The sequence below is a fragment of the Curtobacterium sp. VKM Ac-2865 genome (genome assembly GCF_015350905.1).
In the GTDB taxonomy this organism is placed as follows: domain Bacteria; phylum Actinomycetota; class Actinomycetes; order Actinomycetales; family Microbacteriaceae; genus Curtobacterium.
Window position 1 is genome coordinate 478,202 of the sequence record NZ_JADKRZ010000002.1, and the last position, 25,012, is coordinate 503,213.

Here is a 25,012-nt window from a genome sequence, read left to right on the forward strand (position 1 = left end):
GACGCATGCCTTCGCATGCAGTCGAACCTACGCCGAGCGCCTCCGCTGGATCCGGCGGTTGGCTGAGCCCCGGTCGCAGGACTACGCGGACTCGCGAGAGACCAGGCGGGACAGCACGATCGCGGAGCGCGTGTGGTCGACCTGGGGCGCTAGCCGGACGCGGTCGAGCGCTTCCTCGAGCGCAGGCAGGTCCTTCGAGCGCATGTGCACCACGGCGTCGGCACTGCCGGTGACCGTGCCGGCGTCGACGACCTCGGGCACGGAGTCGAGCAGCGTCCGGAGTTCGTCGGGCGAGACCGTGCCGCGGCAGTAGAGCTCCACCCAGGCCTCGGTGCCACGGTCCTCGACCGCGGGGTCGACCTTGATCGTGAACCCGCGGATGACCCCGTCGGCGACCAGACGGTCCACGCGACGCTTGACGGCCGACGCCGAGAGCCCGACGACCGACCCGATGTCGCCGTATCCGGCGCGGGCGTTCTCCCGGAGCTGGTCCAGGATGCGGTGGTCGAGCGAGTCCATCGGCAGCCATCGTACGCGCAGTCGTTGCGAGGACGTCGGGGTGCACGCACGAAACGTGCGCGATCCGGTGCTGTGGCGGTCGGCGTGCACTCCTAGACTGATGCTCGGCGTCGACCTGGTCCGCCGCGGTACCGGCGAGTGAGCCTGCATCTCGCCGAGGTTGGTCCAGTGGTGGTTCCTGGCAGGCTCGGGCCCGAAGTCCCAGGAGGACTCCAGTGTCGAACCCCGCACCCAACACCGTGTCTGCGGCCGCTCCGGCCCGCACCGCGACGAAGCGCACCATCCTCATGTGCAAGCCCGACTTCTACACGGTCAGCTACCGGATCAACCCCTGGATGCACCCCGAGGACCCGACGGACACCGCCAAGGCCGTCGCCCAGTGGCAGGAGCTGTACGACGTCTACCAGGGGCTCGGCTTCGAGATCCACCTGATCGACCCCGTCGACGGCCTGCCCGACATGGTCTACGCGGCCAACGGCGGGTTCGTGCTCGACGGTGTGGCGTACGGCGCGAAGTTCCAGTACCCCGAGCGTCAGCCCGAGGGCCCGGCGTACATGGACTGGTTCCGCGCCGCCGGCCTGCAGGTCGCCGAGCCCGTCGAGACGAACGAGGGCGAGGGCGACTTCCTGCTCGTCGGCGACGTGATCCTCGCCGGCACCGGGTTCCGCTCGGACAGCACCTCGCACGAGGAGATCGCGAAGGTCTACGGCCGCGACGTCATCACCCTGAAGCTGATCAACCCGAGCTTCTACCACCTCGACACCGCCATCGCCGTGCTCGACCCGGAGCCCACCGCCGACGGCACCTCGAACATCGCGTACCTCGAGTCCGCGTTCGACGAGCCCTCGCTGGCGATCCTCCGTGAGCGGTTCCCGGACGCGATCATCGCCACTGAGGAGGACGCGGCCATCCTCGGCCTGAACTCCTACTCCGACGGCTACAACATCGTGATCGCGGCCCGTGCGACCACGTTCGCCGAGCAGCTGCGCGCGAAGGGCTACAACCCGATCGGCGTCGACCTGTCCGAGCTCCTCCTCGGTGGCGGCGGCGTGAAGTGCTGCACGCTCGACCTGCACCCGGTCGGCACCGGCAACTCCGTCGCGCGGTCCTGATGGACACCGCACCGGACACCACACCCGGCAGCGCGACGGCCGCAGGCACCTCCGTGACCGGCACCAACACGGCTGCCGCCCTCGCCGTCGAGGACCGTGCGCTCGCCCACAACTACAGCCCGCTGCCCGTCGTCATCGCCTCCGGTGACGGCGCCTGGGTGACGGACGTCGACGGCAAGCGCTACCTGGACGGCCTCGCCGCGTACTCGGCGGTGAACTTCGGCCACGGCAACCCGCGGCTGCTCGACGCCGCCAGGGCGCAGCTCGACCGGGTGACCCTGACGAGCCGCGCGTTCGTCAACGACCGGCTCGGCCCGTTCGCCGAGTCGCTCGCCGCCCTCACCGGCACGGACATGGTCCTGCCCATGAACACCGGTGCCGAGGCCGTCGAGTCCGCGATCAAGGTGTCGCGGGCCTGGGGCTACCGGGTGAAGGGCGTGCCGCAGGGGCAGGCCACGATCATCGTCGCCGGCGGGAACTTCCACGGCCGCACGACGACGATCATCTCGTTCTCCGACGACCCCGACGCGCGCAACGACTTCGGCCCGTACACGCCGGGGTTCCGCACGGTGCCGTACGGCGACGCCGCTGCGCTCCGCGAGGCCATGGACGAGACCGTCGTCGCCGTGCTGCTCGAGCCGATCCAGGGCGAGGGCGGCGTGGTCATCCCGCCCGCCGAGTACCTGCCGGCCGTGCGCGAGGTCTGCGACGAGTTCGGCGCGTTGTTCATCGCCGACGAGATCCAGTCCGGCCTCGGTCGCACCGGGCACACCCTCGCGGTGTCGCGCGTCGGCGTCCGGCCCGACCTCATCACGCTCGGCAAGGCCCTCGGCGGCGGCATCGTCCCGGTGTCCGCGGTCGTCGGGTCGCGCGAGGTGCTCGGCGTCCTGCGTCCGGGCGAGCACGGCTCCACGTTCGGCGGCAACCCGCTCGCCGCAGCCGTCGGTGCCGAGGTCGTCGCGATGCTCGACGAGGGCACGTTCCAGCAGCGGGCCCTCGCGGGCGAGCCGGTCCTGCGCGGCCTGCTCGACGACCTCGTCGGGCACGGCGTCGTGTCGCACCGCGTCGCCGGGCTCTGGGCGGGCATCGACATCGACCCCGCCATCGGCACCGGCAAGGAGATCGCGAAGGCCATGGCCGCCCGCGGGGTCCTCGTGAAGGACACCCACGGATCGACGATCCGCTTCGCCCCGCCGCTCGTCGTCACCGACGACGAGGTCGCCACCGCGATCGGAGCCCTGGCCGCGGTCCTGCGCGACCGCAGCTGACCGAGGCAGCGCACCCATTTCACTGGAAGAATGCGGTAAGGGCGGCACCAGCGGCACCGCCAATCACTGCTGAAGTAATGACGCCAATCAACTCGATGCTACGCGACTGCCGCGTGCTGAGAAGGTCCACCACGGCTCGAGCATGTGGAACGTAGTCAGGTATGTCTCGAGAAGATTCGATGTTGAACACCGGTGCAATAATCTTCTTACCCGAGGCTGAACGAATAGAATTCCAACGTTCTTTACTTGCTGCGAAGCTTCGCTTCTCCTCGAGGTCGACTGCGAGTATTTCGAGCATCAAGTCATTTGCTGACTTACCTGCGCTCCACACGCGACGAAGCCAGCTTCGGAAACCAGGCGCTCGGTGAAGTTCCACGAGTTTCTGTAGTTGAGTTTCAATATATTGCCTGGTTAAGGCGCTGATAGCCATTTCGGATACCAGATCATAAAACACCGCAGCGGATTCAGAGATAACGGCTCTGAGGAAGTCATAGGCGTCCTCGACCGTCATCACTCCAGGTTGTTGGGCGATGCGCATGGTCACCCATTTGTAGCCCGGCGTATCGATCACAGTCACTCTGTCAGCCTCGTCGACGGGGCCAGACTCGGGTGCATTCAGTACCAGGTTAAGCCATGCAGGACTTGGGCCCATGCAGACGAACTTGATCGGGTTGCCTGCTGGGATCTGTTTGTCGAATTCTCTTTTCAGAAATTCTCGAACGATGGCGACCGCAGTGGAAGGGTCTTGATGGTCGTCATACGTGCGAACGAAGGCGACCGGCATGCCAAATGCGTAGGAAATATGCACGGTGAATCGAGTCCCCCTCCGATTTTCGACGTATGGAAAAACTTCGTTCTGTATGTGCACCGGAATGGTGGCATCGAACCGGATTTGACCGTTGACGGGGTGAGGTCGAAAATCTCCACCGCGGTGAAGCGAGGAATGTGGTAGCGAGTGCAGCGCAGCTCTAGTAGTCTCGCGCCAATTGAAAGGGTGGTCACCGCGGACCGAGTGAAAGCCACTGACCTCGATATTGTCCAAGCTTGGAATTGATCGGAGTGCAGCTTCCACATCCTGGGACCATGAGTGAATTGAATAGCTTCCTTCTGGGTTCACCATCGTAAGGAGATCGGCGTCAGGAGCTTCAAAGGTGTAACAGCCAATGCCAAAGTAAATCGGGTGTTGCGTTTGAATGGTCATCTGAATATCGTACCCAAGAGATCTAGATCGGCGCACTTCCTGCAGGAGTGGAAGGCGGCTAACCTCTCTTCGGTAAGCCGGAGAGTCTCCTCCTCCCCCCCCCCCCGAGATTTAAGGCGAAAGAGGTCCATCTCTTGTGTCTGGCTGCGATCATGCCAGGCCAGGGGAGCAGTACTACCTCTGTCGGCGGACGTGGTCAGTGAACTGCGGCAGGTTCGAGCGACCCGTACACTCGTCTCCTCGGCGATAAGCGCGATCGACATCGACCCCCCGCCATCGGCACCGGCAAGGAGATCGCCAAGGCCATGGCGACCCGCGAGGTCCTCGTGAAGGACACCCACGGGTGGACGATCCGCTTCGCACCGCCGCTCGTTGTCACGGACGACGAGGTCGCCATGGCGATTGGGGCCCTGGCGGCGGTCCTGAATGACCGCAGCTGACCCACCGGGCCCGCGCCGAACCTCCCGGGCGGCGGAGTGCCGGTCCTGTCTCGCACGACAGAAATCGGCTCGCACCATGCAATTACGTGGTGCGAGCCGATCTCCGTTGTGCGGCACCTTCCTCAAGCGGCCGGTGCCCCCCGCCGCCGCCGCGTCGGGCCGCCGCGTCAGACCGCCCAGCGCTCCGCGAGCTGGTCCATCCGCGCGTCGAGTCCCTCGTCGACGACCTGTTCCTCCGGGTGTGCCTCGTACCAGGCGATGACCTCGCGAGCGCCCTGCCGGTAGGTCGTGCGCGGCCGGTACCACGGCACCAGCGACCGGATCTTGCTGTTGTCGAACACCGAGCTGTTGGCCTTGTCGCCGAGCAGCGCCGCGCCCCAGTCCTCGTCGACGGCCGCGATGGCCTCCGCCGGCACGTGCACGATCTTCAGGTCCTCGACGCCTGCCGCGGCGGCGAGCTCGGCCGCGATCGCGTTCCAGGTCGGCGCCTCGTCGCTCGTGATCGTGAAGGCCTCGCCGATCGCCGAAGCGTTGTCGAGCAGCCCGGTGAAGCCCACCGCGAAGTCGCGGCTGTGCGTGAGGGTCCACAGCGAGGTGCCGTCACCCGTGATGATGACCGGCTTGCCGGCGCGCATGCGCGCGATCGCCGTCCACCCGCCGGTCAGCGGCAGCTTCGTCTCGTCGTAGGTGTGCGACGGCCGCACGATCGTCACCGGGAAGTCCTGCTCCCGGTAGGCCTCCATGAGCAGCTCCTCGCACGCGATCTTGTCGCGCGAGTACTGCCAGAACGGGTTCTTCAACGGCGTCGACTCCGTGATCGGCAGGTGCGTCGCCGGCGTCTGGTACGCCGAGGCGGAGCTGATGAACACGTACTGCCGGGTCCGGCCCGCGAAGAACTCCACGTCCGCCTGCACCTGGTCCGGCGTGAAGGCGATCCAGTTCACGACCGTGTCGAAGTGGCGGTCGCCCAGCACCTCCGCCAGGGCGGTGCGGTCCGACACGTCGGCCTGGAGGCGCGTCACGCTGTCCGGGATCGGCCTGCCTCCGGTGGTCCCACGGTTCAGGACCGTGACGTCGTACCCCTGCTGGGTGGCCTCCGTGACGCATGCGGCGCTGATGACGCCGCTCCCGCCGATGAACAGGACGCTCGCTCCGGTCATTGATGACTCCTTCGTCGTGGTGGTCGTGCGCACTGCACTCTTCCCGATCCTGCACCTCACGCGCTGGGCCGGGCGCCCAGTACCGCCCGGAGGCTCGTCACGTCCTGGGCCCACTCCGCGGCCGCTGGGTGGATCCAGCCGAGGAGTTCGATCGCGTAGTCGTGGTCCCGATCGAGGTCGCGTGCATGGAGGGGCTCGTGGTGTGCGGCGCGGTTGCGGACGAAGTGCAGTTGCTGCAGGCGCGCCCGGACCTCGCGCTGACGGGTCAGGAGGTCATGAGGACCGTGGGGGAACGCGGCGTGGAGAACTGGGATCCAGAGAGTCGTCAGGTAGCGCGATTCCACGAGGTACCGCCAGAACCCGAAGGTCAGTTCCGCCACGACACGGCCGTGTACCTCGGGACGTCGCCCGTTCCGCGTCGCGCGACCCCTCGCCTTCGCCAGATCGCTCCTGCCCTGGGCGTCCAGGCGGACCTCCTCGAACCAGGTGCTGTCCGGGTGTCGCCTCCTGACCCAGGTGGTCAGTTCACGATCGAGGGCGTTCCGCGCGACGACCTCCACGATGCCGACGAGTTCCGTCACGCCGGCCGACGCCCGCATGTTCCACTCGTAGAGCGTCAGCGCGCCGCGGAGGTCGGGAGTCGCGTCGACGTACGACCGCAGGCGACTCGGAGTCAAGAGCGCGCGGACTGCATCAGTGCTCGGTGTGCCCCTGTTGCTTCCCATCCGCCCTCCTCGTAGACTGATCTTGAAGACCCCGGAACGATCACTGGCCCAGCCACATCGCCGGGGTTTCGTCTTTCCCGCTTCTCCGTGTTCCGCTCAAATACACATGTATCACGGGTGGTAGTTCCGGCTGGGTCGATGGCCCCGAGCTGTGGACTACCGTCGGGGCGGACGCCGCGACGCCGCGGCACGGGAGGAAACTGCACATGGAGTACCGCTACCTCGGCAACTCGGGCCTCAAGGTCTCCGAGATCACCTACGGCAACTGGCTGACCCACGCGTCCCAGGTCGAGAACGACGCGGCGATCGCCTGCGTCCGTGCCGCGCTCGACGTCGGCATCTCGACGTTCGACACCGCCGACGTCTACGCGAACACCGGCGCCGAGACCGTTCTCGGTGAAGCCCTCAAGGGTGAGCGCCGCCAGTCGCTCGAGATCGCCACGAAGGTCTTCGGCCCGACCGGCCCGAAGCAGCACAACGACACCGGGCTGTCGCGCAAGCACATCCTCGAGTCGATCGACGGCTCGCTCGGTCGCCTGCAGACGGACTACGTCGACCTGTACCAGGCGCACCGCTACGACCACGAGACCCCGCTCGAAGAGACGATGCAGGCGTTCGCCGACATCGTCCGCCAGGGCAAGGTGCTGTACGTCGGCGTGTCCGAGTGGACCGCCGACCAGCTCCGCGCCGGTGCTGCGCTCGCGAAGGAGCTCGGCTTCCAGCTCATCTCGAACCAGCCGCAGTACTCCGCGCTGTACCGGGTCATCGAGGCCGAGGTCGTCCCGACCTCGAAGGAACTCGGCATCTCGCAGATCGTCTGGTCGCCGATCGCCCAGGGCGTGCTCACCGGCAAGTACAAGCCGGGTCAGCCGCTGCCCGAGGGGTCCCGCGCGACCGACGACAAGGGCGGCGCGGACATGATCAAGCGCTTCATGCGCGACGAGGTCCTGTCGTCCGTGCAGGAGCTCGAGCCGATCGCGAAGGAGCTCGACCTATCGATGGCGCAGCTCGCCGTGGCCTGGGTGCTGCAGAACGAGAACGTCGCCTCGGCGATCATCGGTGCGTCCCGACCGGAGCAGGTGCACGACAACGCCGGCGCCGCGGGCATGACGATCCCGGCCGAGCTGATGTCCCGCATCGACGACGCACTCGGTGGCGTCGTGGAGAGCGACCCGGCGAAGACGAACGACAGCAGCCCGAAGACCCGCGAGGCCTGAGGCCAGGGAAACGCAGAAGAGCCCCTCGCTTCCGCGAGGGGCTCTTCACCATGTGGCTGGACGCGGCGTCGATCCGCGGACCTTTCGATTTTCAGTCGAACGCTCTACCAACTGAGCTACCCAGCCGTGGCGACCCTGACGGGACTTGAACCCGCGACCTCCGCCGTGACAGGGCGGCACGCTAACCAGCTGCGCTACAGGGCCATATGGAATTACTTGATCGTACTGTCTTGCTCGGTGTTGCTTCGCACTACGTTACTTGCTCACTCCGGAGAGTGACCCCAACGGGATTCGAACCCGTGCTGCCGCCGTGAAAGGGCGGTGTCCTAGGCCACTAAACGATAGGGCCGCAAGCAGTGCATCGCGCTACCGATGGACAAGCATACGGATGCCTCGCCCCGATGCCAAATCGGATGCGTCCGAGCCGGTCCGCCCGGCGTGTCGCGTGGTCGTGTTCATCCCGCCGGTCTTCACTCACCGTGGAGCACTGGCTCCGATTCTGCGCTGTCGATGGTCGAGTGGGACCATCGTCGTCGGCCCGCGCCCCTCCTCCGAGGGGCTGCATCGGGTCGGCACCTGTTGTTACTGTTGCGTCTGTTAACAGTGTTACGTGCGTGAGCCTTGCCGCGCTGTTACGAAATCGAGATACATGTCGACCTCATTCCCGCAGTCCCGCCGCTTCCGCCGCCGCCTCGTCGCCGCCGCGGTCGCTGTCGTGCTCACCGCAGGGACCCTCGCTGTGGTCGGACCCGTCGGGGCCGCTTCTGCCGTGTCGTACCCGAGCTGGGACGACGTGCAGTCCGCGAAGGCCTCGGCGTCGGCGCAGCAGGACAAGGTGACCGAGATCCGTGGCCTCATCGCGGGCCTGAAGTCGGACGCCTCGGCGAAGCAGAAGTCCGCCGCGGCTGCCGGTTCGGCGTACCAGACGGCACAGACCGCGTTCGACGAGGCCACGCTCAAGCAGCAGAAGCTCCAGGGTCAGGCCGACGCCGCCGAGAAGACCGCTGCCCAGTCCGAGGAGCAGGCCGGTCAGCTGGCCGCTCAGCTCGGGCGCGCGAGTTCGAGCGACGTGACGACGGACCTCCTCACGCACCCCACGAACTCCGGTGACCTGCTGTACGAGCTCGGCGCGATGTCGAAGCTCAGCGAGCAGGCGGACGGCATCTACTCGCAGGCGTCACAGGACCGGGGCACGGCGCAGGCCCTCGCCGACAAGTCGAACGTCGCCAAGAAGGCCCTCGGCGCACTGGCTGATGCCGCCCAGCAGAAGATGCAGGCCGCGCAGTCGGCCGCCGACTCCGCGCAGCGAGCTGTCGACGCCCAGAACGCCAACCAGGAACGTCTCGAAGCGCAGCTGACCCTGCTCACGACGAACGCGAGCAACGTCGAGTCGAAGTACAAGAAGGGCGTCCAGGTCGAGAAGGCGCGGCAGGCGGCCCTCGCTCGGAAGCGCGCAGAAGAAGCGGCAGCGGCAGCTGCGGCGGCCGCAGCAGCACCGACGCCGGCGCAGCCCAGCGGCAGCGCCCCGGCCGTCGCCGGAGGCACCGCGAACGCGTCCGGGTGGGTCCGCCCCTCTGCCGGGTACCAGACGAGTCCCTTCGGCTACCGCGTCGACCCGTACACGCACGCGCACGCCCTGCACGCGGGTGTCGACCTGGCCCCGGCCTGCTACTCCCCGATCTACGCCGCGGCGTCCGGCACCGTGGTGTTCGCGGGCAACGGCGGCGGCTACGGCAACGAGGTCATCCTCGACAACGGCGGCGGGATCTCCACCGCCTACGGGCACGTGGTCGACGGCGGCATCATGGTCGCGAGCGGCCAGCACGTCGAGGCCGGCCAGCAGATCGCCCAGGTCGGTTCGACCGGGTGGTCGACCGGCTGCCACCTCCACTTCGAGACCCGCGTCAACGGTGCTGCCGTCGACCCGGTCCCCTTCATGGCTGCGCGGGGGATCTCGGTATGACCGTGTGCGCGCCCGAGAGGCCCTGACACCACATGAAGAAGCCTGCGCGTTCCCTCGCCTGCGGCATCGCCACCGTCACCCTGATCGGCATCGGGCTGTCCGTGTCGATCGCCGGACCGGCCGAGGCGGCACCGAAGGCCCCGTCGTGGGCGGACGTGCAGGCAGCGAAGGCCGACCAGGCCGACACGCAGCAGACGGTCGACGAGCTGGCGTCGCGGCTGTCCTCGTTGCAGGACGCCGCGGACGCCGCTGGCGCCGTGGTGCAGCAGGCAGGCCAGACGTACTCGGCCGCCGCGTCGCAGCAGCAGGAGGCGCAGTCGACGCTCGACGACCTCAGCGCGCAGTCGAAGCGGGCGAAGTCGAAGGCCGACGACTCAGCGGCGCAGGTCGCCGCGCTCGTCGTCGAACTGTCCCGCTCGGGTGGCGGAGACCTCTCGACGAGCCTGCTGCTGGACGACGGCGACGCGAAGGACCTGCTCTACCAGGTCGGCACGATGTCGCACCTGTCCGAGCGGTCCGCGATGGTCCTCGCCCGTGCCGAGGCGGACCAGAAGACCGTCGACGCCCTCGCCGCGCAGAAGTCGAAGGCGACGATGGCACTCGCTGCGGCCACCGAGACCACGAAGGCCGCGCTCGCCGACGCGAACGACGCCGCAGCCACGGCGAACGGGCGCCTCGAGAAGAGCCAGGCGCAGCAGGGTGAGGTGCTCGAGCAGCTCGCGTTCCTCAAGGGCACGACGGCCGCCGCCGAGAGCGCCTACTACACGCAGCAGCGGGCCGAGCAGGCTGAGGCACAGCTCGCCGCGCAGACGACCTCGACCGGCAGCGGGACCACGACGACTTCCTCCGGCGATGAGAACACGGGCGGCAGCACGGCCGGCGGCAGCACGTCGGGCAGCAGCAAGCCCAGCAACGACAAGCCCAGCAGCAGCAAGCCGAGCAGCAGCAAGCCCAACAGCAGCAAGCCCAACAGCAGCAGGCCCAGCGGCAGCACGAGTGGCGACACCGCGTCGAGCGGCTCCGGCTCCGGCGCCGAGCCGGCCCCAGCCCCGGCTCCCGCGCCCGCCCCGAAGCCAGCGCCTGCCCCCGCGCCGAAGCCGGCTCCAGCCCCAGCCCCAGCTCCGGCGCCGAAGCCCGCCCCCGCCCCGAGCTCCCCGTCCAAGGCCGCCGGCGCCATCGGCTACGCCCGGGCACAGATCGGCAAGCCGTACGAGTTCGGCGGCGAGGGCCCTCGTGCCTACGACTGCTCCGGCCTCGTGAAGATGGCCTACTCGAGCCAGGGTGTCGCCACCGGTGCCCACAACGTCGTGTCGCAGTACTACTACTTCCAGAGCGTCGGACGGCTCGTGCCCATGTCGCAGCGCCAGCCCGGCGACGTCCTGTTCTTCTCGAAGAACGGCGCAGCGTCCGGCGGGTACCACGACGCCATCTACACCGGCGGCGGGATGATGGTCGAGGCCGCGAACGTCCGCGTCGGCGTCGTCGAACGGGCCATCTGGTCGCCCGGCGAACTCCTGCCGTACGTCGGCCGCCCGAGCGGCTCCCTCTAGGCCGGACGTCGCGCCCCGCCGCGCACATCGCGCCCCGTCGCACCGGGGCGCGATGTGCACGCGGGGGCGCAACCCGAGACGCCCCGCAGGAGCGACCCGGCGGCACACGCAGAACGGCCCGGCCCCACGAGGGGACCGGGCCGTTCGGGCGTCAGCAGACGGGCGTCAGTGCCCCGCGGGCACGTACGCGGCCTGGCCGGCCGTGACGATGGCCTCGGCCTCGGCGGCGTCGCCCCAGCCCTCGGCCTTGACCCACTTGTTCGGCTCGAGGTCCTTGTAGCGCTCGAAGAAGTGCGCGATCTCGGCCTTGGTCTGGTCGTCGACGTCCGAGATGTCCTGGATGTGCGCCCAGCGCGGGTCCTTCGCGGGGACCACGAGGACCTTGGCGTCGATGCCGGCCTCGTCGCTCATCTTGAAGACGCCGACGGGGCGGACCTTCACGCCCACGCCCGGGAAGGTCGGGTACTCGAGCAGCAGCAGGGCGTCCACGGGGTCACCGTCGTCCGCCAGGGTCTGCTCGAAGAAGCCGTAGTCCGTCGGGTAGACGAACGACGTGAACAGCACGCGGTCGAGGTAGACGCGACCGGTCTCGTGGTCCACCTCGTACTTGTTGCGGCTGCCCTTGGGGATCTCGACGACGACGTCGTACGCGGCCATTGGTTGCTCCTGGTCTGTCGGTTGCACGGGAAAGCGCGGCTAACGTTACCGGGTGAACTCTCCGCGTCCCCGGTTGGATCCCGCAGTCGCCGGCACACGCCGCGCCGTGCGCGAGCTCCTCGCCCAGGCGCGCACCGAGGGGATCGTCCGTGACGGCGACCTGGTCCTCGTCGCCCTGAGCGGCGGACCGGACTCCCTCGCCCTCGCCGCGGCCACCGCGTTCGAGGCCCCGAAGCAGGACCTCCGCGCCGGCGCGGTCGTCGTCGACCACGCGCTCCAGGCGGGCTCCGAGGCGGTGGCGAGCCGAGCCTCCAGGCAGGCCGCCGAGCTGGGCCTGGCACCGGTCGAGGTCCGCAGGGTCACCGTCGGCTCCGACGGTGGTCCGGAGGGCGCCGCCCGGGAGGCCCGCCACGCGTCGATCGCCGAGGTCGCCGCCGCCACCGGGTCACCCCTGGTGCTGTTCGGGCACACCCTGGACGACCAGGCCGAGACGGTGCTGCTCGGCCTGCTGCGCGGCAGCGGGCCGGACAGCCTGTCCGGCATGCCGCCGCTGGCGCGACGGACGGACGGGCTCGCCTACGGCCGACCGCTCCTGGCGGTCCGACGGCCCACGACGCGGCAGGCCTGCGCCGCCGCGGGGCTGGCACCGTGGCACGACCCGCAGAACGACGACCCGGCGTACACGCGGGTGCGGGTCCGCACGACGCTGCTGCCCGCGCTCGAACGGGAGCTCGGTGCCGACGTGGCCGAGGCCCTTGCCCGCACGGCCGACCAGCTGCGCGAGGACTCGGCCGCGCTCGACCACTTCGCCGAGGAGATGGCCGAGGACCTCGCCGAGCACTCCGAGGCCGGCATCGCGCTGTCCGTGCGGCAGCTCCAGGCGAACCCGCCCGCGCTCCGGCAGCGGCTGGTGCGCCTGGCCGTCGAGAGCGAGTTCGGCGTGACGCTGACCCGTGTGCAGACGCTCGAGGTCTGCCGGCTCGTGACCGACTGGAGCGGGCAGGGGCCGATCGACCTGCCCGGCGTCCGGGCCTCGCGCGACGGCGACCGGCTGTCGTTCAGCGCCGGGCACTGAGTCCGCGGGCCGTTAGGCTTGGCGCGTGGAACTCTCCGACGTGCAGGACGACCTCTCCGAAGTGCTCTTCACCCCCGAGCAGATCGACGACAAGATCGCCGAGCTCGCGGCGGCGGTCGATCGCGACTACGCCGACCGGGACCCGCTGCTCGTCGGCGTGCTCAAGGGCGCGGTCATGGTGATGGCGGACTTCTCGCGGCACCTGACCCTGCAGGCGAAGATGGACTGGATGGCGGTGTCGTCCTACGGCTCCGGCACGAAGTCGTCCGGCGTCGTGCGCATCCTCAAGGACCTCGACACCGACCTGCACGGTCGCGACGTCATCATCGTCGAGGACATCATCGACTCCGGGCTGACGCTGTCCTGGCTCAAGCAGAACCTCGAGTCCCGCGGAGCCGCGAGCGTCGAGATCGTCGCACTCCTGCGCAAGCCCGAGGCCGCCAAGGTCGAGGTCGACGTCCGCTACGTCGGCTACGACATCCCGGACGCCTTCGTCGTCGGCTTCGGTCTCGACTACGACGAGCGCTACCGCAACCTACGCGGCATCGGGGTCCTCGCCCCGCACGTCTACTCCTGACGAACGGTCCAGTCCCGCTGGCGAACCGTCCAGTCCCGCTGGCGAACCGTCCAGTTCGCCCGCAGAGGACACCCATTCTCGCCACAGAGTCGCAGCCGTATGCTGACCTGCACGCAACTTCGGCAGAGAAAGGTGTCGGGCACTCTGCCCGGATCACATGGACTTCAAGCGCATCTTCCGCGGACCGTACGTCTGGGTACTGCTCGCGCTCGTGGGGATCATCGTCGGCTGGCAGCTCCTGTCCTCGACCGGTACCTCCCAGATCGACACCCAGAAGGGGCTCGAGCAGATCGCTGACGGCAAGGTGTCCTCCGCCGTCGTGAACTCGACCGACCAGCGCGTCGACCTCGTCCTCAAGGACGGCGGCGCGACGGAGCAGTTCTACTACTCCGAGCCGCGCGGGCCCGAGGTCGTCGACGCCATCGCGCAGGCCGACCTGCCGAAGGGCTACAACGACACCGTCCAGCAGTCGAACTGGTTCGTCACGCTCATCCTGACGCTCCTGCCGTTCCTGCTCATCGGTGCGCTGTTCTGGTTCCTCATCGCCAACTCGCAGGGCGGCGGGTCGAAGGTCATGCAGTTCGGCAAGTCCAAGGCGAAGATGAACAACAAGGAGAACCCGCAGGTCTCCTTCTCCGACGTCGCCGGTGCGGACGAGGCCATCGAGGAGCTCCACGAGATCAAGGAGTTCCTCAAGGAGCCGGCCAAGTTCCAGGCCGTCGGTGCCAAGATCCCGAAGGGCGTGCTGCTGTACGGCCCTCCCGGCACCGGCAAGACCCTGCTCGCACGTGCCGTCGCCGGCGAAGCGGGCGTGCCGTTCTACTCGATCTCCGGTTCGGACTTCGTCGAGATGTTCGTCGGTGTCGGTGCGAGCCGTGTCCGTGACCTCTTCGACCAGGCCAAGCAGAACTCCCCGGCCATCGTCTTCATCGACGAGATCGACGCCGTGGGACGTCACCGTGGCGCCGGCATCGGCGGCGGCAACGACGAGCGCGAGCAGACGCTGAACCAGCTCCTCGTCGAGATGGACGGCTTCGACGGCAAGACGAACGTCATCCTCATCGCCGCGACGAACCGTCCCGACGTGCTCGACCCCGCGCTCCTGCGTCCGGGCCGCTTCGACCGCCAGATCGGCGTCGACGCACCGGGCCTGCAGGGCCGCAAGCAGATCCTCGAGGTGCACTCGAAGGGCAAGCCCCTGGCCGCCGGCGTCGACCTCGAGCTGCTCGCCCGCAAGACGCCGGGCTTCACCGGTGCCGACCTGGCGAACGTGCTGAACGAGGCCGCGCTGCTGACCGCCCGGTCGAACGCGCAGCTCATCGACAACCGTGCCCTGGACGAGGCCGTCGACCGCGTGATGGCCGGCCCGCAGCGCCGCACGCGCATCATGTCCGACCAGGAACGCCTGATCACCGCGTACCACGAGGGCGGCCACGCACTCGCGGCAGCGGCGATGCGCCACACCGACCCGGTCACGAAGATCACGATCCTGCCGCGCGGCCGTGCCCTCGGCTACACGATGGTGCTCCCGCTCGAGGACAAGTACTCCGTCACGCGCAACGAGCTCCTCGACCAGCTCACCTACGCCATGGGCGGCCGCGTCGCCGAGGAGATCGTCTTCCACGACCCGACCACGGGCGCGTCGAACGACATCGAGAAGGCCACCGGCACCGCGCGCAAGATGGTGACCGAGTACGGCATGAGCCGTGCCGTCGGGTCCGTCAAGCTCGGCGCCGGGTCGACCGAGCCGTTCGTCGGCCGTGACATGAGCGGTGGGACGGGGCGCGACTACTCGGAGAACATCGCCGAGACCGTCGACGCCGAGACCCGCGCGCTGCTCGAGGCCGCACACGACGAGGCCTACCAGGTCCTCAACGACAACCGCGACCTGCTCGACCGCCTGGCCGGTGAGCTCCTCGAGAAGGAGACGCTGGACGCGCCGGAGCTCGTCGAGCTGTTCAAGGACGTCCGCAAGCTCCCCGAGCGCCCGCAGTGGCTCTCGAGCGAGAAGCGACCGGTGAGCGACCTGCCCGCCATCGCCGTCCCCGGCAAGGCCGCGAACACCGCCGCCGAGCAGGAGACCGAGGCGTCGAAGAACCGTCGGGCCCGTCCGTTCGGCAACCCGGGCATCGCACCCGCGTAGCCGGCATGACGGACCTGCCGACGAGACGGGAACGCCGCCGAGGTGGCCGCTCGTCCGTCGGAGGACGGACCCGCGTGATGGGGATCCTCAACGTCACGCCGGACTCGTTCTCCGACGGCGGGCTGCACCAGGCGTACGACAGTGCCCTGGCCCACGCCCGTGACCTCGTCGCCACCGGTGCCGACATCGTCGACGTCGGCGGGGAGTCCACCCGTCCCGGGGCCGAGCGTGTGCCCGTGGACGTCGAGCAGGCGCGGGTGCTTCCCGTCGTCGAGCAGCTCGTCGCCGAGGGCGTGCCGGTCAGCATCGACACGATGAACGCCAGCACCGCCGAACGCGCGGTCGAGCTCGGCGCCGTCATCGTGAACGACGTGTCCGGCGGTCTCGCCGACCCGGACATGGCCCGGGTGGTGGCAGCGACGGGCACCGGCTTCGTGGTGATGCACTGGCGGGGCCACAGCGACCGGATGTACCGCGACGCGGTCTACGAGCACGCGGTGGACGAGGTCCGTCGCGAGGTCGAGATGCGCGTCGCCGAGCTGATCGTGCTGGGCGTCCGTCAGGAGCAGGTCGTCATCGACCCGGGCCTCGGCTTCGCCAAGCAGGGCGCGCAGAACTGGGAGATCCTCGCCGGGTACGAGCGCTTCGCCTCGATCGGTCTGCCCGTGCTCGTCGCCGCCTCGCGGAAGCGCTTCCTCGAGGGCGTCGGCAGCGCCGAGGGTGCTCCACCGAAGGACCGTGACCTCGCCACGGCCGCCATCAGCCTGTTGGCCGCCGAACGAGGCGCCTGGGGCGTGCGCGTGCACGACCCCGCACCGACCCGCGCCGTCCTGGACGTGTGGGAAGCCTGGAGGGCAGCTCGATCGTGAACGACACCATCCGCCTCACCGGGGTCCGTGCCCGTGGCAACCACGGCGTCTTCGACCACGAGCGTGCCGACGGCCAGGACTTCGTGGTCGACGTCGCGGTCGAGGTCGATGCCCGAGCCGCGGCCGGCACCGACGACCTCGACCGCACCGTGCACTACGGGGTCCTCGCCGAGCAGGTCGTCGCCGAGATCGAGCGCGACCCGGTCGACCTCATCGAGACCCTCGCCGAGCGCATCGCCGCCGCCGTGCTCACCCACCGCGCCGCCCTGGCCACCGAGGTGACCGTGCACAAGCCGCAGGCGCCGATCACCGTGCCGTTCACCGACGTGTCGATCACGATTCGCCGCGAGCGCGCCGCTGGCGAGGCCCCCGCGTGAGCCGTGCCGTCATCGCCCTCGGCGCCAACCTCGGCGACCGGGGCAGCACGCTCCGCGCCGCAGCGGCCGCCGTCGCAGCGGTCCCCGGCGTCCGACCGGTCGCGTCCAGCCACGAGGTCGAGTCCGTCGCCGTGACCCTCGACGGCCCGGACACGGCGAAGCCCCGGTACCGCAACGCCGTGGTCGTCGTGGACACCGACCTGGGTCCGCAGGAGCTCCTCGACGCCCTGCACGCCATCGAGGACGCCCACGGCCGCACCCGCGAGGTCCGGTGGGGCGACCGCACGCTCGACCTCGACGTCGTCGCGCTGCAGGACGACGACGGCACGGACGTCCTCGTCGACACCCTGACGCTGACCGTGCCGCACCCCCGGGCACACGAGCGGGCGTTCGTGCTCGCACCCTGGCACGACGCCGACCCCTCGGCCGTGCTGCCCGGTGCCGGGCCGGTGGCCGACCTGCTCGCCGCGGTCGGCGACGACACCGAGCGCGTCGACGAGCCGCGCCTCTTCGACGAGCCGACCCGAGCCTCCCGTCCGACCGACGCCGCAGCAGCGCCGACCGCCGACGCGACCCCCGGAGCTCCCTCGTGAAGCCGACCCGCGCCTCGACCCTGGTCAGCGTCGCGATCGTCGCGGTCGTGGCCGGCTTCGCCCTCGACGCAGCGCTCGCCTCGCGTCAGGCCCCGACGCTCATCCTGTCCGCCCCCCTCGGCCTGACGCTCGCGTTCATCGGCATCGCCCTCGTGGTGATGGCGCTCCCGATCCGTCGACAGGTCCGGGGGCGTGCCGAGCGCCGCGTCGACCCGCACTACGCCACCCGCGTGGTCCTGCTCGCGAAGGCCTCGAGCATCTGCGGCACCCTGTTCGGTGCGCTGGCGCTCGGACTGGTCGTGTACCTCCTGACCCGCTCGGTCGTGCCTTCGCTAGGCTCGACCCTGCCGAACGCCGTGGCGGTCGGAGGCGGGATCGTGCTCACCGTGTGCGCCCTCGCCGCCGAACGCATGTGCGTCGTCCCCCCGGACGACGACGACCACGACGACCCGCGCGGCGGCACGGCGGTGCACTGACCGACGGCCGCACGACCACCGCGCGACGGCCCACCGACGCCACACCACAGGAGGCCGCGATGCCGCGCGAACGACTCGACGAGCCCAGCCTCGGCCTGACCGGTGTCGACTGGACCCGGGTGTCCTCCAAGCTCGTCTGGACCGAGCTCATCACGACCGTCCTGGCCGGCGTCGTCGTGACCGTCGGCTGCGTGCTGATCGGCGTCGCGAGCGGTGGGCCCGGTGAGACGTCCGGCCTCGTCTGGACGCTGATCGGTGTCGCGATCGGCATCATCACGCTGGTCACGGCCGTCCTCACGCCGCGCCGGGTCCGTGCGATCGGGTACGCCCTGCGCGACGACGACTTCGTGCTCCGCAAGGGCCTGATGTGGCAGCGCTTCACCGCGGTGCCGTACGGCCGTCTGCAGCTCGTCGACGTGAACCGCGGTCCGCTCGACCGGGCGCTCGGCATGAGCGAGCTGAAGTTCGTGACCGCCGCAGCGTCGACGAACGTCCGGATCCCGGGCATCCCCGCCGACCGCGCCGACGAGCTCCGCGACCGACTCGTCGAGCTCGCCGAGTCCCGTCGCGCCGGGCTGTAGGGGCCGACGTGACCTTCCGACCCGGACCGCCGCCGCCCGCACCGCCCGCCCCGAACCGCCGGGGGAACGCGGCCGCGGCAGCGCCCCTGACCGACGGGGAGTGGCACCGACTGCACCCGCTGACACCGCTGCTGCGCGGCGGGATCTTCCTGGTCGTCGTGCTCGGCATCGTCGTGAACAACCTCCGCGACACCCTGTTCGAGACCTTCATCCCGGGCAGCGGCTCACGCGAGCAGGGTGACCCCGTTCGCTACGTGTGGGAGCACGGCGCGTTCGGGTGGGTGCTGCTCGGGATCGCGGTGTTCCTGATCGTGCTGATCGGGCTGTTCTACCTGTCGTGGCGCATGCACGAGTTCCGCGTCACCGGTGAGATCGTCGAGGTGCGCTCCGGCGTGCTCTTCCGCAACCACCGCAAGGCCCGACTCGACCGGATCCAGGGCATCAACATCACCCGTCCGCTGATCCCCCGCCTGTTCGGGACGGCGAAGCTCGAGATCGCGCAGGCGGGCAACGACGCCAACGTGCAGCTCGCGTACCTCGGGGCGAAGGCGTCGGACGACCTCCGGCAGCGCATCCTGTCGCTCGCGTCCGGTGCGCGCGACGAGCCCGAGGAAGCGACCGCCCGCCGCCAGTACAGCTCGGACGGGGTGGTGTCGGACCGCGTCTACGAGTTCCTCTCGCCCGAGCTCGACGCCGACGCCGTGCACGCCACCCGCATCGTGAAGGTCCGTCCCGGGCGCCTCATCGCCTCGATGTTGCTTTCCGGCACGACCGTGGTCATCCTGGCGCTGGTCGTCGCGATCATCGTCAGCATCGCGATCACGGGGGAGTACTTCCTGCTCGTGACGCTGTTCCCCGCCGTCATCGGCAGCGGCGGCTACTACGTCCGCAAGTTCTCGAAGTCGCTGCAGTACACGATCGCCGACACCCGCGACGGCATCCGGATCGGCTTCGGCCTGGTCTCGACGACGAACGAGACCCTGCCGCCCGGCCGCATCCACGCCGTGAGCGTCGCGCAGCCCCTGCTCTGGCGCCCGTTCGGCTGGTGGGACGTCCGCATCAACCGCGCGACCAACGCCGGCAACGGGGCGTCGAGCAACCAGCAGGTGTCGTCCATCGTCCTCCCCGTGGGGACCGCCGCCGACGTCCGCCAGGTGCTCGAGATCATCCTGCCGGCACTCGTCGGGTCCGCCGTGGTCGGCCCGGAGGCCTCGAAGGACCGCCTCCGCGAGGGCTCCGCGGAAGCGGTCAGCGTCGTCGACGACAGTCTCACCACCACCGGGGACGCCGGTGGCTTCGTGCACTCGCCGCGTCGGGGTCGTTGGCTCCGCCCGCTCTCGGCGCGCCGCAACGGGTACCGCTTCGTCGAGGGCGCCGTGCTGCTCCGCCTCGGTGCCGTCTGGCGCTCGCTCGTCGTCGTCCCGCTGCCCCGCGTGCAGAGCGTCCGCGTCGAGCAGGGACCGCTGGAGCGTGCGCTCCGCCTGGCCTCGGTCCACGTCCACACCGTGTCGGGTCCGGTCGCGGCGCGCGTCGGTGCGCTCGATGCGAAGGACGCCCAACTCCTGTGGTCCGGCACCGCCGAACGCGCGGTCGAGGCAGCGGCCACCGACACCTCGCACCGCTGGCGGTCGCGTGGACCCGCAGCAGCTGACGGCCAGGAGGCTCGCACCACCCCCGACGCGCACCCTGCGGTCCCGCAAGCGGCCCGCCCAGGGCTCGCCGTGCCTCCCGGCTGGCAGGACGTCCCCGGGACGGGAGCCGCCCGGTGAGGGCGGGACGGCTGGGAGTCGGCGTCGTCGGCGCCGGACGGGTCGGCCCGGTCCTCGGCGCGGCGCTGGCGAACGCGGAGCACGCGGTCGTCGGCATCACCGCCGTCTCGATGTCGAGCGTCGACCGTGCCGAGGCCCTGCTGCCCGGCGTCCCCGTCCTCACGACGCCGGAGCTGGTGGAGCGCAGCGAGCTCGTGCTGCTCGCGGTGCCGGACGACCAGCTCGCGGAGCTCGTGCAGGGGCTCGCCGACGCGGGCATCTGGCAGCCGGGACAGCTCGTCGTGCACACGAGTCCGGACCACGGCGTCGGCATCCTCGCGCCCGCGATGGCCGCCGGCGCGATCCCGCTGGCCATCCACCCGGCGATGGCGTTCACCGGCACCAGCGTCGACCTGTCGCGGCTGCGGGACGCCTACTGCGCCGTGACCGCTCCCGGTCCCGTGCTCCCGATCGCCCAGGCGCTCGTGGTCGAGATGGGGGCCGAGCCCTTCGTCGTCGCCGAGCAGGACCGGCCCGCGTACGCCGATGCCGTGCGCGCTGCCGTGAGCTTCTCGACGGCCATCGTGGACCAGTCCGCCGGCACGCTGTCGTCGATCGGGGTGGAGCGGCCTGGCCGTGTGCTCGGGGCGCTCGTGCGCTCGGCGGTCGACAACGCGCTGACGGCGGCGGACGGGCAGTCGGCGCTGTGAAGGGCGGCCCGTTCCGCATCACCACCGCCCAGGCCAAGGTCGGGTACGTCGTCGCGGCCACCGTCATCGGGATCCTGCTCACGCTGCTGCTCTTCGCGTTCGGTCTGCCGGACGCCGTCGTGCCGCTGATCGCTGCGATCGGCTTCGTCCTGATGGTCGGCATCGGCGTCCGGGTGTTCCGCGGGGACGACGAGCCCGTCGCGCCGCCGCGTGCGTGGTGGCGGATGACCGCGAGGCCCTTCGCCGGGTTCCTGCTGGCCGCGTACTTCGTCGCCGACGGGCTGCTCGCGCGGCCGACCGTCTCGAGCGCGTACGACGTGGCCGGCACCGTCGTGATGCTCCTCGTCGCGGCGGCCTACGTCGGCTCCTCGGTGACCCTGCTCGTGCTGCGGTCGCAGGGCCGTCCGCCCGCCGGGGCCTTCGCCGAGGGCGGGGCCGCATCCCGCCGGTGACGGGCGGCGGGGCGCTGGCCGGTAGCATCGACGCGATCCCCCACGACCTCCGGAGCCGCACCCCATGACCGACGAGACCGCCACCACCGACACCGCGATCGCCGACGCCGCCGCCCTGGCCGAACAGGAGACGAACGAGCAGCGTCAGGTCCGGCTCGACAAGCGCGCGCGGCTGCTCGAGGCCGGGATCGAGGCCTACCCCGCCGAGCTCCCGATCACCACGACGATCCCCGCGGTCCGGGCGCAGTACGAGCACCTGGAGACCGGCGAGGAGACCCAGGACGTCGTCGGGATCGCCGGCCGCATCGTGTTCTCGCGCAACACCGGCAAGCTCTGCTTCGCGTCCCTGCAGTCCGGCGACGGCCAGCGCATCCAGGCGATGGTCTCCCTCGCCGAGGTGGGCGAGGACTCCCTGGCACGCTGGAAGGAGTACGTCGACCTCGGCGACCACGTGTTCGTGCACGGCCGCGTGATCTCGTCGCGTCGTGGCGAGCTGAGCATCATGGTCGACGAGTGGGCGATCGCGGCGAAGGCGATCCTGCCGCTGCCGAACCTGCACAACGAACTCAACGAGGAGACCCGCGTCCGCCAGCGGTACCTCGACCTCATCGTCCGCGACCAGGCCCGCGCGACCGTCCGTGCCCGTGCCGCCGTGATGGCGTCGCTCCGCCAGACGTTCACCGGCCACGAGTACCTCGAGGTCGAGACCCCGATGCTGCAGACCCAACACGGTGGCGCGTCAGCCCGGCCCTTCGTCACGCACTCGAACGCGTTCGACACCGAGCTCTACCTGCGCATCGCGCCGGAGCTCTTCCTGAAGCGGGCCGTCGTCGGCGGGATCGACCGCGTCTTCGAGATCAACCGCAACTTCCGGAACGAGGGCGCCGACTCGTCGCACTCGCCCGAGTTCGCGATGGTCGAGGCCTACCAGGCGTACGGCAACTACGAGCAGATGGCCGACCTCACGCAGGAGCTCGTGCAGAACGCGACCCGCGCGGTGACCGGTGGCTCGCTCGAGGTCACGCTGCCCGACGGCACCGCGTACGACCTCGGTGGCGAGTGGCCCCGCATCGACATGTACGGCTCCCTGTCCGAGGCCGCCGGGCGCACGATCACGCCGGAGACCCCGCTCGCCGAGCTGCAGGAGCTCGCGGCCGCCGAGGGCGTCGAGGTCGCGCACGCCACGCACGGCAAGTACGTCGAAGAGCTGTGGGAGCACTTCGTCATCGACTCGCTCGACCGCCCGACGTTCGTGATGAACTTCCCGGTCGACACTTCACCGCTGACCCGTGAGCACCGCACCCGCCCGGGCATCGTCGAGAAGTGGGACCTGTACATCCGCGGGTTCGAGCTCGCGACGGCCTACTCGGAGCTCGTCGACCCGGTCGTGCAGCGCGAGCGCTTCGTCGAGCAGGCGAAGCTCGCCGCGGGCGGCGACCCCGAGGCCATGCGCGTCGACGAGGAGTTCCTGCGGGCCCTCGAGCACGCCATGCCGCCGTCCGGCGGCATGGGCATGGGCGTCGACCGCCTGCTCATGGCGATCACCGGTCTCGGCATCCGCGAGACGATCCTCTTCCCGCTCGTCAAGTGAGCCAGCCAGGAGGCTCGGTGCGCGTCCGACGCACACCGAGCCTCCTGACAGGGCGAGGTACGATGACCGCGTGCCGCATGGAGTCGTGACCGGGATCATCTTCGCGCTGACGCCGACCGTCGTGGTCGGCCTCGTGTTCTGGTTCGTCATGCGCGCGATCATGCGGGCGGACCGCAACGAGCGGTCCGCGTACGCCAAGGTCGAGGCCGAGGAGCGCGCCCGCTTCGAGCGTGTCCACGGCACCACGGCGCCCACGTCGACGCCCTCCGAGTAGCCCGACCCGTCGGAGCAGTCCGACTCGTCCGAGCAGCCCGACACGTCCCGGTCGTCCGGCGTTCACGCGGCTGTTGCCGACCGGTGTGAGCATCATCCGCATGTCCCTCACGCAGATGTTCCGTTCTCGCAGCCTCGTCGGCGACATCGAGAGCGAGTACGACGAGTACGACCGCGACGCCGACCTCGAGGTCTCGAAGCGGCGATCGGGGTGGCTCGAACCGTCCTGGTGACCCCCACGCACCTGCTCTTCGGGGTACGGAGGCCGGATCGCACTGATCCGGACCGACGTACCCCTTTTTGATGTCCACGAAGCGCTGTGCCCCGGGGTACACCTGCTGAAACCTGCCCGACACATGCCGACATCGCCGGAAAAACACCGCGAACCGCGCACTTCCGCGGAAGTCGAGGGGAAATGCCGTCAGCATCGTGTACCCCTTACCAAGGGGTGGTGATGGCGAAGCACGGAGAACCCTGGGAATCGATGCAGCGGGTTTGTGGGGTACACCTCCGGACCGCTTTACTCGGTCTCACCCGACAAGGGCCAACACCGACGAGGTTCATCACCGTCGAATGCAGGGAGAGTCACATGACGATCGCAACGGCAACGCCGAGCACCACCTCACGCCGCACCAAGAAGGCGACTACCAAGACCGACTCCGCCAAGGTCGAGAGCACCACGCTCGACGCCGCAGCAGCTGAGGTCGAGGCAGACGAGCAGCTCGCCGGCGTCCGTGGTGCATCCGTCGACCAGGTCGGTGACTACCTCCGCCACATCGGGCGTCTCGCACTCCTCACCGCCGAGGAAGAAGCGGACATCGCCCGTCGCATCGAGGTCGGCCTGTTCGCCGGCGAGAAGCTCGCCACCGAGCAGGGCCTGCCGAAGGCGCTGCAGCGTGAGCTCAAGTGGCTCGTCCGCGACGGTGAGCGCGCCAAGGAGCGGATGATCACCTCGAACCTCCGCCTGGTCGTCAGCATCGCGAAGCGCTACTCCCAGCGCGGCCTGCCGTTCATGGACGTCATCCAGGAGGGCAACCTCGGCCTCGTCCGCGCTGTCGAGAAGTTCGACTTCACGCAGGGCTACAAGTTCTCCACGTACGCCACCTGGTGGATCCGCCAGGCGATCTCCCGCGGCCTCGCCGACAAGGCCCGCACCATCCGCATCCCGGTGCACACCGTCGAGCTGATCAACAAGATCTCCCGCACCGAGCGTGACCTCACCGTCGACCTCGGCCGTGCGCCGATGCCCGACGAGGTCGCCGCCGAGCTGAGCATGAGCGTCGAGGAACTCGTCGACCTCAAGGGCCGCTCGCACGAGCCGGTCTCGATCCACACCGTCGTCGGCGACTCGGACGACAGCGAACTGGGCGACTTCATCGAGGACGAGGACGCCGCGTCCCCGAACGAGCTCACCGAGACGACGCTCCTGCACCGCGACATCCGCTCGATCGTCGCGGAGCTCCCGAGCGACGAGGCCAACGTGATCCGCATGCGCTACGGCCTCGACGACGACAAGCCGATGACGCTCGACGAGATCTCGAAGATCGTGCACACGACCCGCCAGGCGGTCAGCCGTGTCGAGTCCCGCGCCAAGCTCCGCCTGTTCGCCAAGGCGGTCTCGCAGGACATGCAGCTGTACCTGACCGAGTAGGTCAGCGACCCCTTGACGTGAGGCCCGCCCGAGCGATGCTCGGGCGGGCCTCACATCGTTCCGGGACGCCGAGTGACCTCCGCG

Annotated in this window: 26 protein-coding genes and 3 tRNA genes; 21 read left to right on the forward strand and 8 right to left on the reverse strand. The window is 69.7% G+C overall.

What is annotated here, in order from left to right:
- Positions 1-81: 81 nt before the first annotated feature.
- Positions 82-519, reverse strand: coding sequence for an Lrp/AsnC family transcriptional regulator (locus ITJ54_RS07405; protein ID WP_194626951.1), 438 nt, complete (start codon positions 517-519; stop codon positions 82-84).
- Positions 520-734: 215 nt separating this feature from the next.
- Here ITJ54_RS07405 and ddaH point away from each other — a divergent pair, with 215 nt between their 5' ends.
- Complete coding sequence (gene ddaH / locus ITJ54_RS07410; RefSeq protein ID WP_416354899.1) at positions 735-1,631, forward strand: dimethylargininase; 897 nt, start codon at positions 735-737, stop codon at positions 1,629-1,631.
- A gap of 53 nt (positions 1,632-1,684) precedes the next feature.
- On the forward strand, positions 1,685-2,899 hold the full coding sequence (gene rocD, locus ITJ54_RS07415; RefSeq protein WP_323741626.1) for an ornithine--oxo-acid transaminase: 1,215 nt from the start codon (positions 1,685-1,687) through the stop codon (positions 2,897-2,899).
- Between the two features lie 19 nt (positions 2,900-2,918).
- Here the strand turns inward: rocD and ITJ54_RS07420 are convergent, their stop codons facing one another.
- Positions 2,919-4,100, reverse strand: coding sequence for a hypothetical protein (locus ITJ54_RS07420; RefSeq protein ID WP_194626955.1), 1,182 nt, complete (start codon positions 4,098-4,100; stop codon positions 2,919-2,921).
- Positions 4,101-4,405: 305 nt separating this feature from the next.
- Here ITJ54_RS07420 and ITJ54_RS18090 point away from each other — a divergent pair, with 305 nt between their 5' ends.
- Positions 4,406-4,540 (forward strand): hypothetical protein, encoded by a 135-nt coding sequence (locus tag ITJ54_RS18090; protein ID WP_267237988.1) that lies wholly within the window; start codon positions 4,406-4,408, stop codon positions 4,538-4,540.
- Between the two features lie 167 nt (positions 4,541-4,707).
- Here the strand turns inward: ITJ54_RS18090 and ITJ54_RS07425 are convergent, their stop codons facing one another.
- Together ITJ54_RS07425 and ITJ54_RS07430 are read right to left on the reverse strand one after the other, a co-directional pair.
- Positions 4,708-5,700, reverse strand: coding sequence for an NAD-dependent epimerase/dehydratase family protein (locus ITJ54_RS07425; protein ID WP_194626957.1), 993 nt, complete (start codon positions 5,698-5,700; stop codon positions 4,708-4,710).
- Between the two features lie 56 nt (positions 5,701-5,756).
- Entirely contained in the window at positions 5,757-6,425 is a 669-nt protein-coding gene (locus ITJ54_RS07430) for a hypothetical protein (RefSeq protein WP_194626959.1), read from the reverse strand.
- A 206-nt stretch (positions 6,426-6,631) separates the two neighbouring features.
- On the opposite strand from ITJ54_RS07430, the gene ITJ54_RS07435 reads away from it, so the two are divergent.
- Positions 6,632-7,642, forward strand: a complete 1,011-nt coding sequence (locus ITJ54_RS07435; RefSeq protein WP_194626961.1) for an aldo/keto reductase family protein — start codon at positions 6,632-6,634, stop codon at positions 7,640-7,642.
- A 53-nt stretch (positions 7,643-7,695) separates the two neighbouring features.
- Here ITJ54_RS07435 and ITJ54_RS07440 read toward each other — a convergent pair.
- The 3 genes from ITJ54_RS07440 to ITJ54_RS07450 form a co-directional block, all read right to left on the reverse strand.
- Positions 7,696-7,768: transfer RNA gene (locus ITJ54_RS07440), tRNA-Phe, on the reverse strand.
- A gap of 1 nt (position 7,769) precedes the next feature.
- Positions 7,770-7,846 (reverse strand) — tRNA-Asp (locus ITJ54_RS07445).
- Between the two features lie 72 nt (positions 7,847-7,918).
- Positions 7,919-7,991, reverse strand: a tRNA-Glu gene (locus ITJ54_RS07450).
- 300 nt (positions 7,992-8,291) lie between these two features.
- On the opposite strand from ITJ54_RS07450, the gene ITJ54_RS07455 reads away from it, so the two are divergent.
- Both ITJ54_RS07455 and ITJ54_RS07460 read left to right on the forward strand, forming a co-directional pair.
- Entirely contained in the window at positions 8,292-9,605 is a 1,314-nt protein-coding gene (locus tag ITJ54_RS07455; protein WP_194626963.1) for a M23 family metallopeptidase, read from the forward strand.
- A 32-nt stretch (positions 9,606-9,637) separates the two neighbouring features.
- Complete coding sequence (locus ITJ54_RS07460; RefSeq protein ID WP_194626965.1) at positions 9,638-11,155, forward strand: NlpC/P60 family protein; 1,518 nt, start codon at positions 9,638-9,640, stop codon at positions 11,153-11,155.
- Between the two features lie 165 nt (positions 11,156-11,320).
- Here ITJ54_RS07460 and ITJ54_RS07465 read toward each other — a convergent pair whose 3' ends face one another.
- The gene (locus ITJ54_RS07465) at positions 11,321-11,812 is read right to left on the reverse strand and encodes an inorganic diphosphatase (protein WP_194626967.1); all 492 of its coding nucleotides are present in this window, start codon (positions 11,810-11,812) and stop codon (positions 11,321-11,323) included.
- Positions 11,813-11,864: 52 nt separating this feature from the next.
- On the opposite strand from ITJ54_RS07465, the gene tilS reads away from it, so the two are divergent.
- The 15 genes from tilS (at position 11,865) to ITJ54_RS07535 (ending at position 24,928) form a co-directional block, all read left to right on the forward strand.
- On the forward strand, positions 11,865-12,887 hold the full coding sequence (gene tilS, locus ITJ54_RS07470) for a tRNA lysidine(34) synthetase TilS (protein ID WP_194626968.1): 1,023 nt from the start codon (positions 11,865-11,867) through the stop codon (positions 12,885-12,887).
- 25 nt (positions 12,888-12,912) lie between these two features.
- Positions 12,913-13,464, forward strand: a complete 552-nt coding sequence (gene hpt / locus ITJ54_RS07475) for a hypoxanthine phosphoribosyltransferase (RefSeq protein WP_194626969.1) — start codon at positions 12,913-12,915, stop codon at positions 13,462-13,464.
- A 157-nt stretch (positions 13,465-13,621) separates the two neighbouring features.
- On the forward strand, positions 13,622-15,607 hold the full coding sequence (ftsH, locus tag ITJ54_RS07480; protein ID WP_194626970.1) for an ATP-dependent zinc metalloprotease FtsH: 1,986 nt from the start codon (positions 13,622-13,624) through the stop codon (positions 15,605-15,607).
- A gap of 77 nt (positions 15,608-15,684) precedes the next feature.
- Positions 15,685-16,476, forward strand: coding sequence for a dihydropteroate synthase (gene folP / locus ITJ54_RS07485; RefSeq protein WP_323741627.1), 792 nt, complete (start codon positions 15,685-15,687; stop codon positions 16,474-16,476).
- Positions 16,473-16,853 (forward strand): dihydroneopterin aldolase, encoded by a 381-nt coding sequence (gene folB / locus ITJ54_RS07490; protein ID WP_194626972.1) that lies wholly within the window; start codon positions 16,473-16,475, stop codon positions 16,851-16,853. The genes folP and folB overlap by 4 nt, the downstream gene beginning before the upstream one ends.
- Positions 16,850-17,446 carry a 2-amino-4-hydroxy-6-hydroxymethyldihydropteridine diphosphokinase gene (folK, locus tag ITJ54_RS07495; protein ID WP_194626973.1) on the forward strand — a complete coding sequence of 199 codons (597 nt, stop codon included), beginning with the start codon at positions 16,850-16,852 and terminating at the stop codon, positions 17,444-17,446. Before folB ends, folK begins: the two co-directional genes overlap by 4 nt.
- Positions 17,443-17,922 carry a DUF3180 domain-containing protein gene (locus ITJ54_RS07500; protein WP_194626974.1) on the forward strand — a complete coding sequence of 160 codons (480 nt, stop codon included), beginning with the start codon at positions 17,443-17,445 and terminating at the stop codon, positions 17,920-17,922. Before folK ends, ITJ54_RS07500 begins: the two co-directional genes overlap by 4 nt.
- 59 nt (positions 17,923-17,981) lie before the next feature.
- Positions 17,982-18,503, forward strand: coding sequence for a PH domain-containing protein (locus ITJ54_RS07505; RefSeq protein ID WP_194626975.1), 522 nt, complete (start codon positions 17,982-17,984; stop codon positions 18,501-18,503).
- Positions 18,504-18,511: 8 nt separating this feature from the next.
- A complete protein-coding gene (locus ITJ54_RS07510; RefSeq protein WP_194626977.1) occupies positions 18,512-20,272 on the forward strand; it encodes a PH domain-containing protein in 1,761 nt (586 codons plus the stop codon).
- Positions 20,269-20,961 (forward strand): Rossmann-like and DUF2520 domain-containing protein, encoded by a 693-nt coding sequence (locus ITJ54_RS07515; protein WP_323741628.1) that lies wholly within the window; start codon positions 20,269-20,271, stop codon positions 20,959-20,961. Before ITJ54_RS07510 ends, ITJ54_RS07515 begins: the two co-directional genes overlap by 4 nt.
- A complete protein-coding gene (locus ITJ54_RS07520) occupies positions 20,958-21,413 on the forward strand; it encodes a hypothetical protein (RefSeq protein WP_194626978.1) in 456 nt (151 codons plus the stop codon). Before ITJ54_RS07515 ends, ITJ54_RS07520 begins: the two co-directional genes overlap by 4 nt.
- A gap of 64 nt (positions 21,414-21,477) precedes the next feature.
- On the forward strand, positions 21,478-23,004 hold the full coding sequence (lysS, locus tag ITJ54_RS07525; protein ID WP_194626980.1) for a lysine--tRNA ligase: 1,527 nt from the start codon (positions 21,478-21,480) through the stop codon (positions 23,002-23,004).
- Positions 23,005-23,074: 70 nt separating this feature from the next.
- On the forward strand, positions 23,075-23,278 hold the full coding sequence (locus ITJ54_RS07530) for a hypothetical protein (protein WP_194626982.1): 204 nt from the start codon (positions 23,075-23,077) through the stop codon (positions 23,276-23,278).
- A gap of 100 nt (positions 23,279-23,378) precedes the next feature.
- Positions 23,379-23,510 (forward strand): hypothetical protein, encoded by a 132-nt coding sequence (locus ITJ54_RS18095; RefSeq protein WP_267237989.1) that lies wholly within the window; start codon positions 23,379-23,381, stop codon positions 23,508-23,510.
- 356 nt (positions 23,511-23,866) lie between these two features.
- The gene (locus ITJ54_RS07535; RefSeq protein ID WP_194626984.1) at positions 23,867-24,928 is read left to right on the forward strand and encodes a sigma-70 family RNA polymerase sigma factor; all 1,062 of its coding nucleotides are present in this window, start codon (positions 23,867-23,869) and stop codon (positions 24,926-24,928) included.
- Positions 24,929-25,012: the final 84 nt, after the last annotated feature.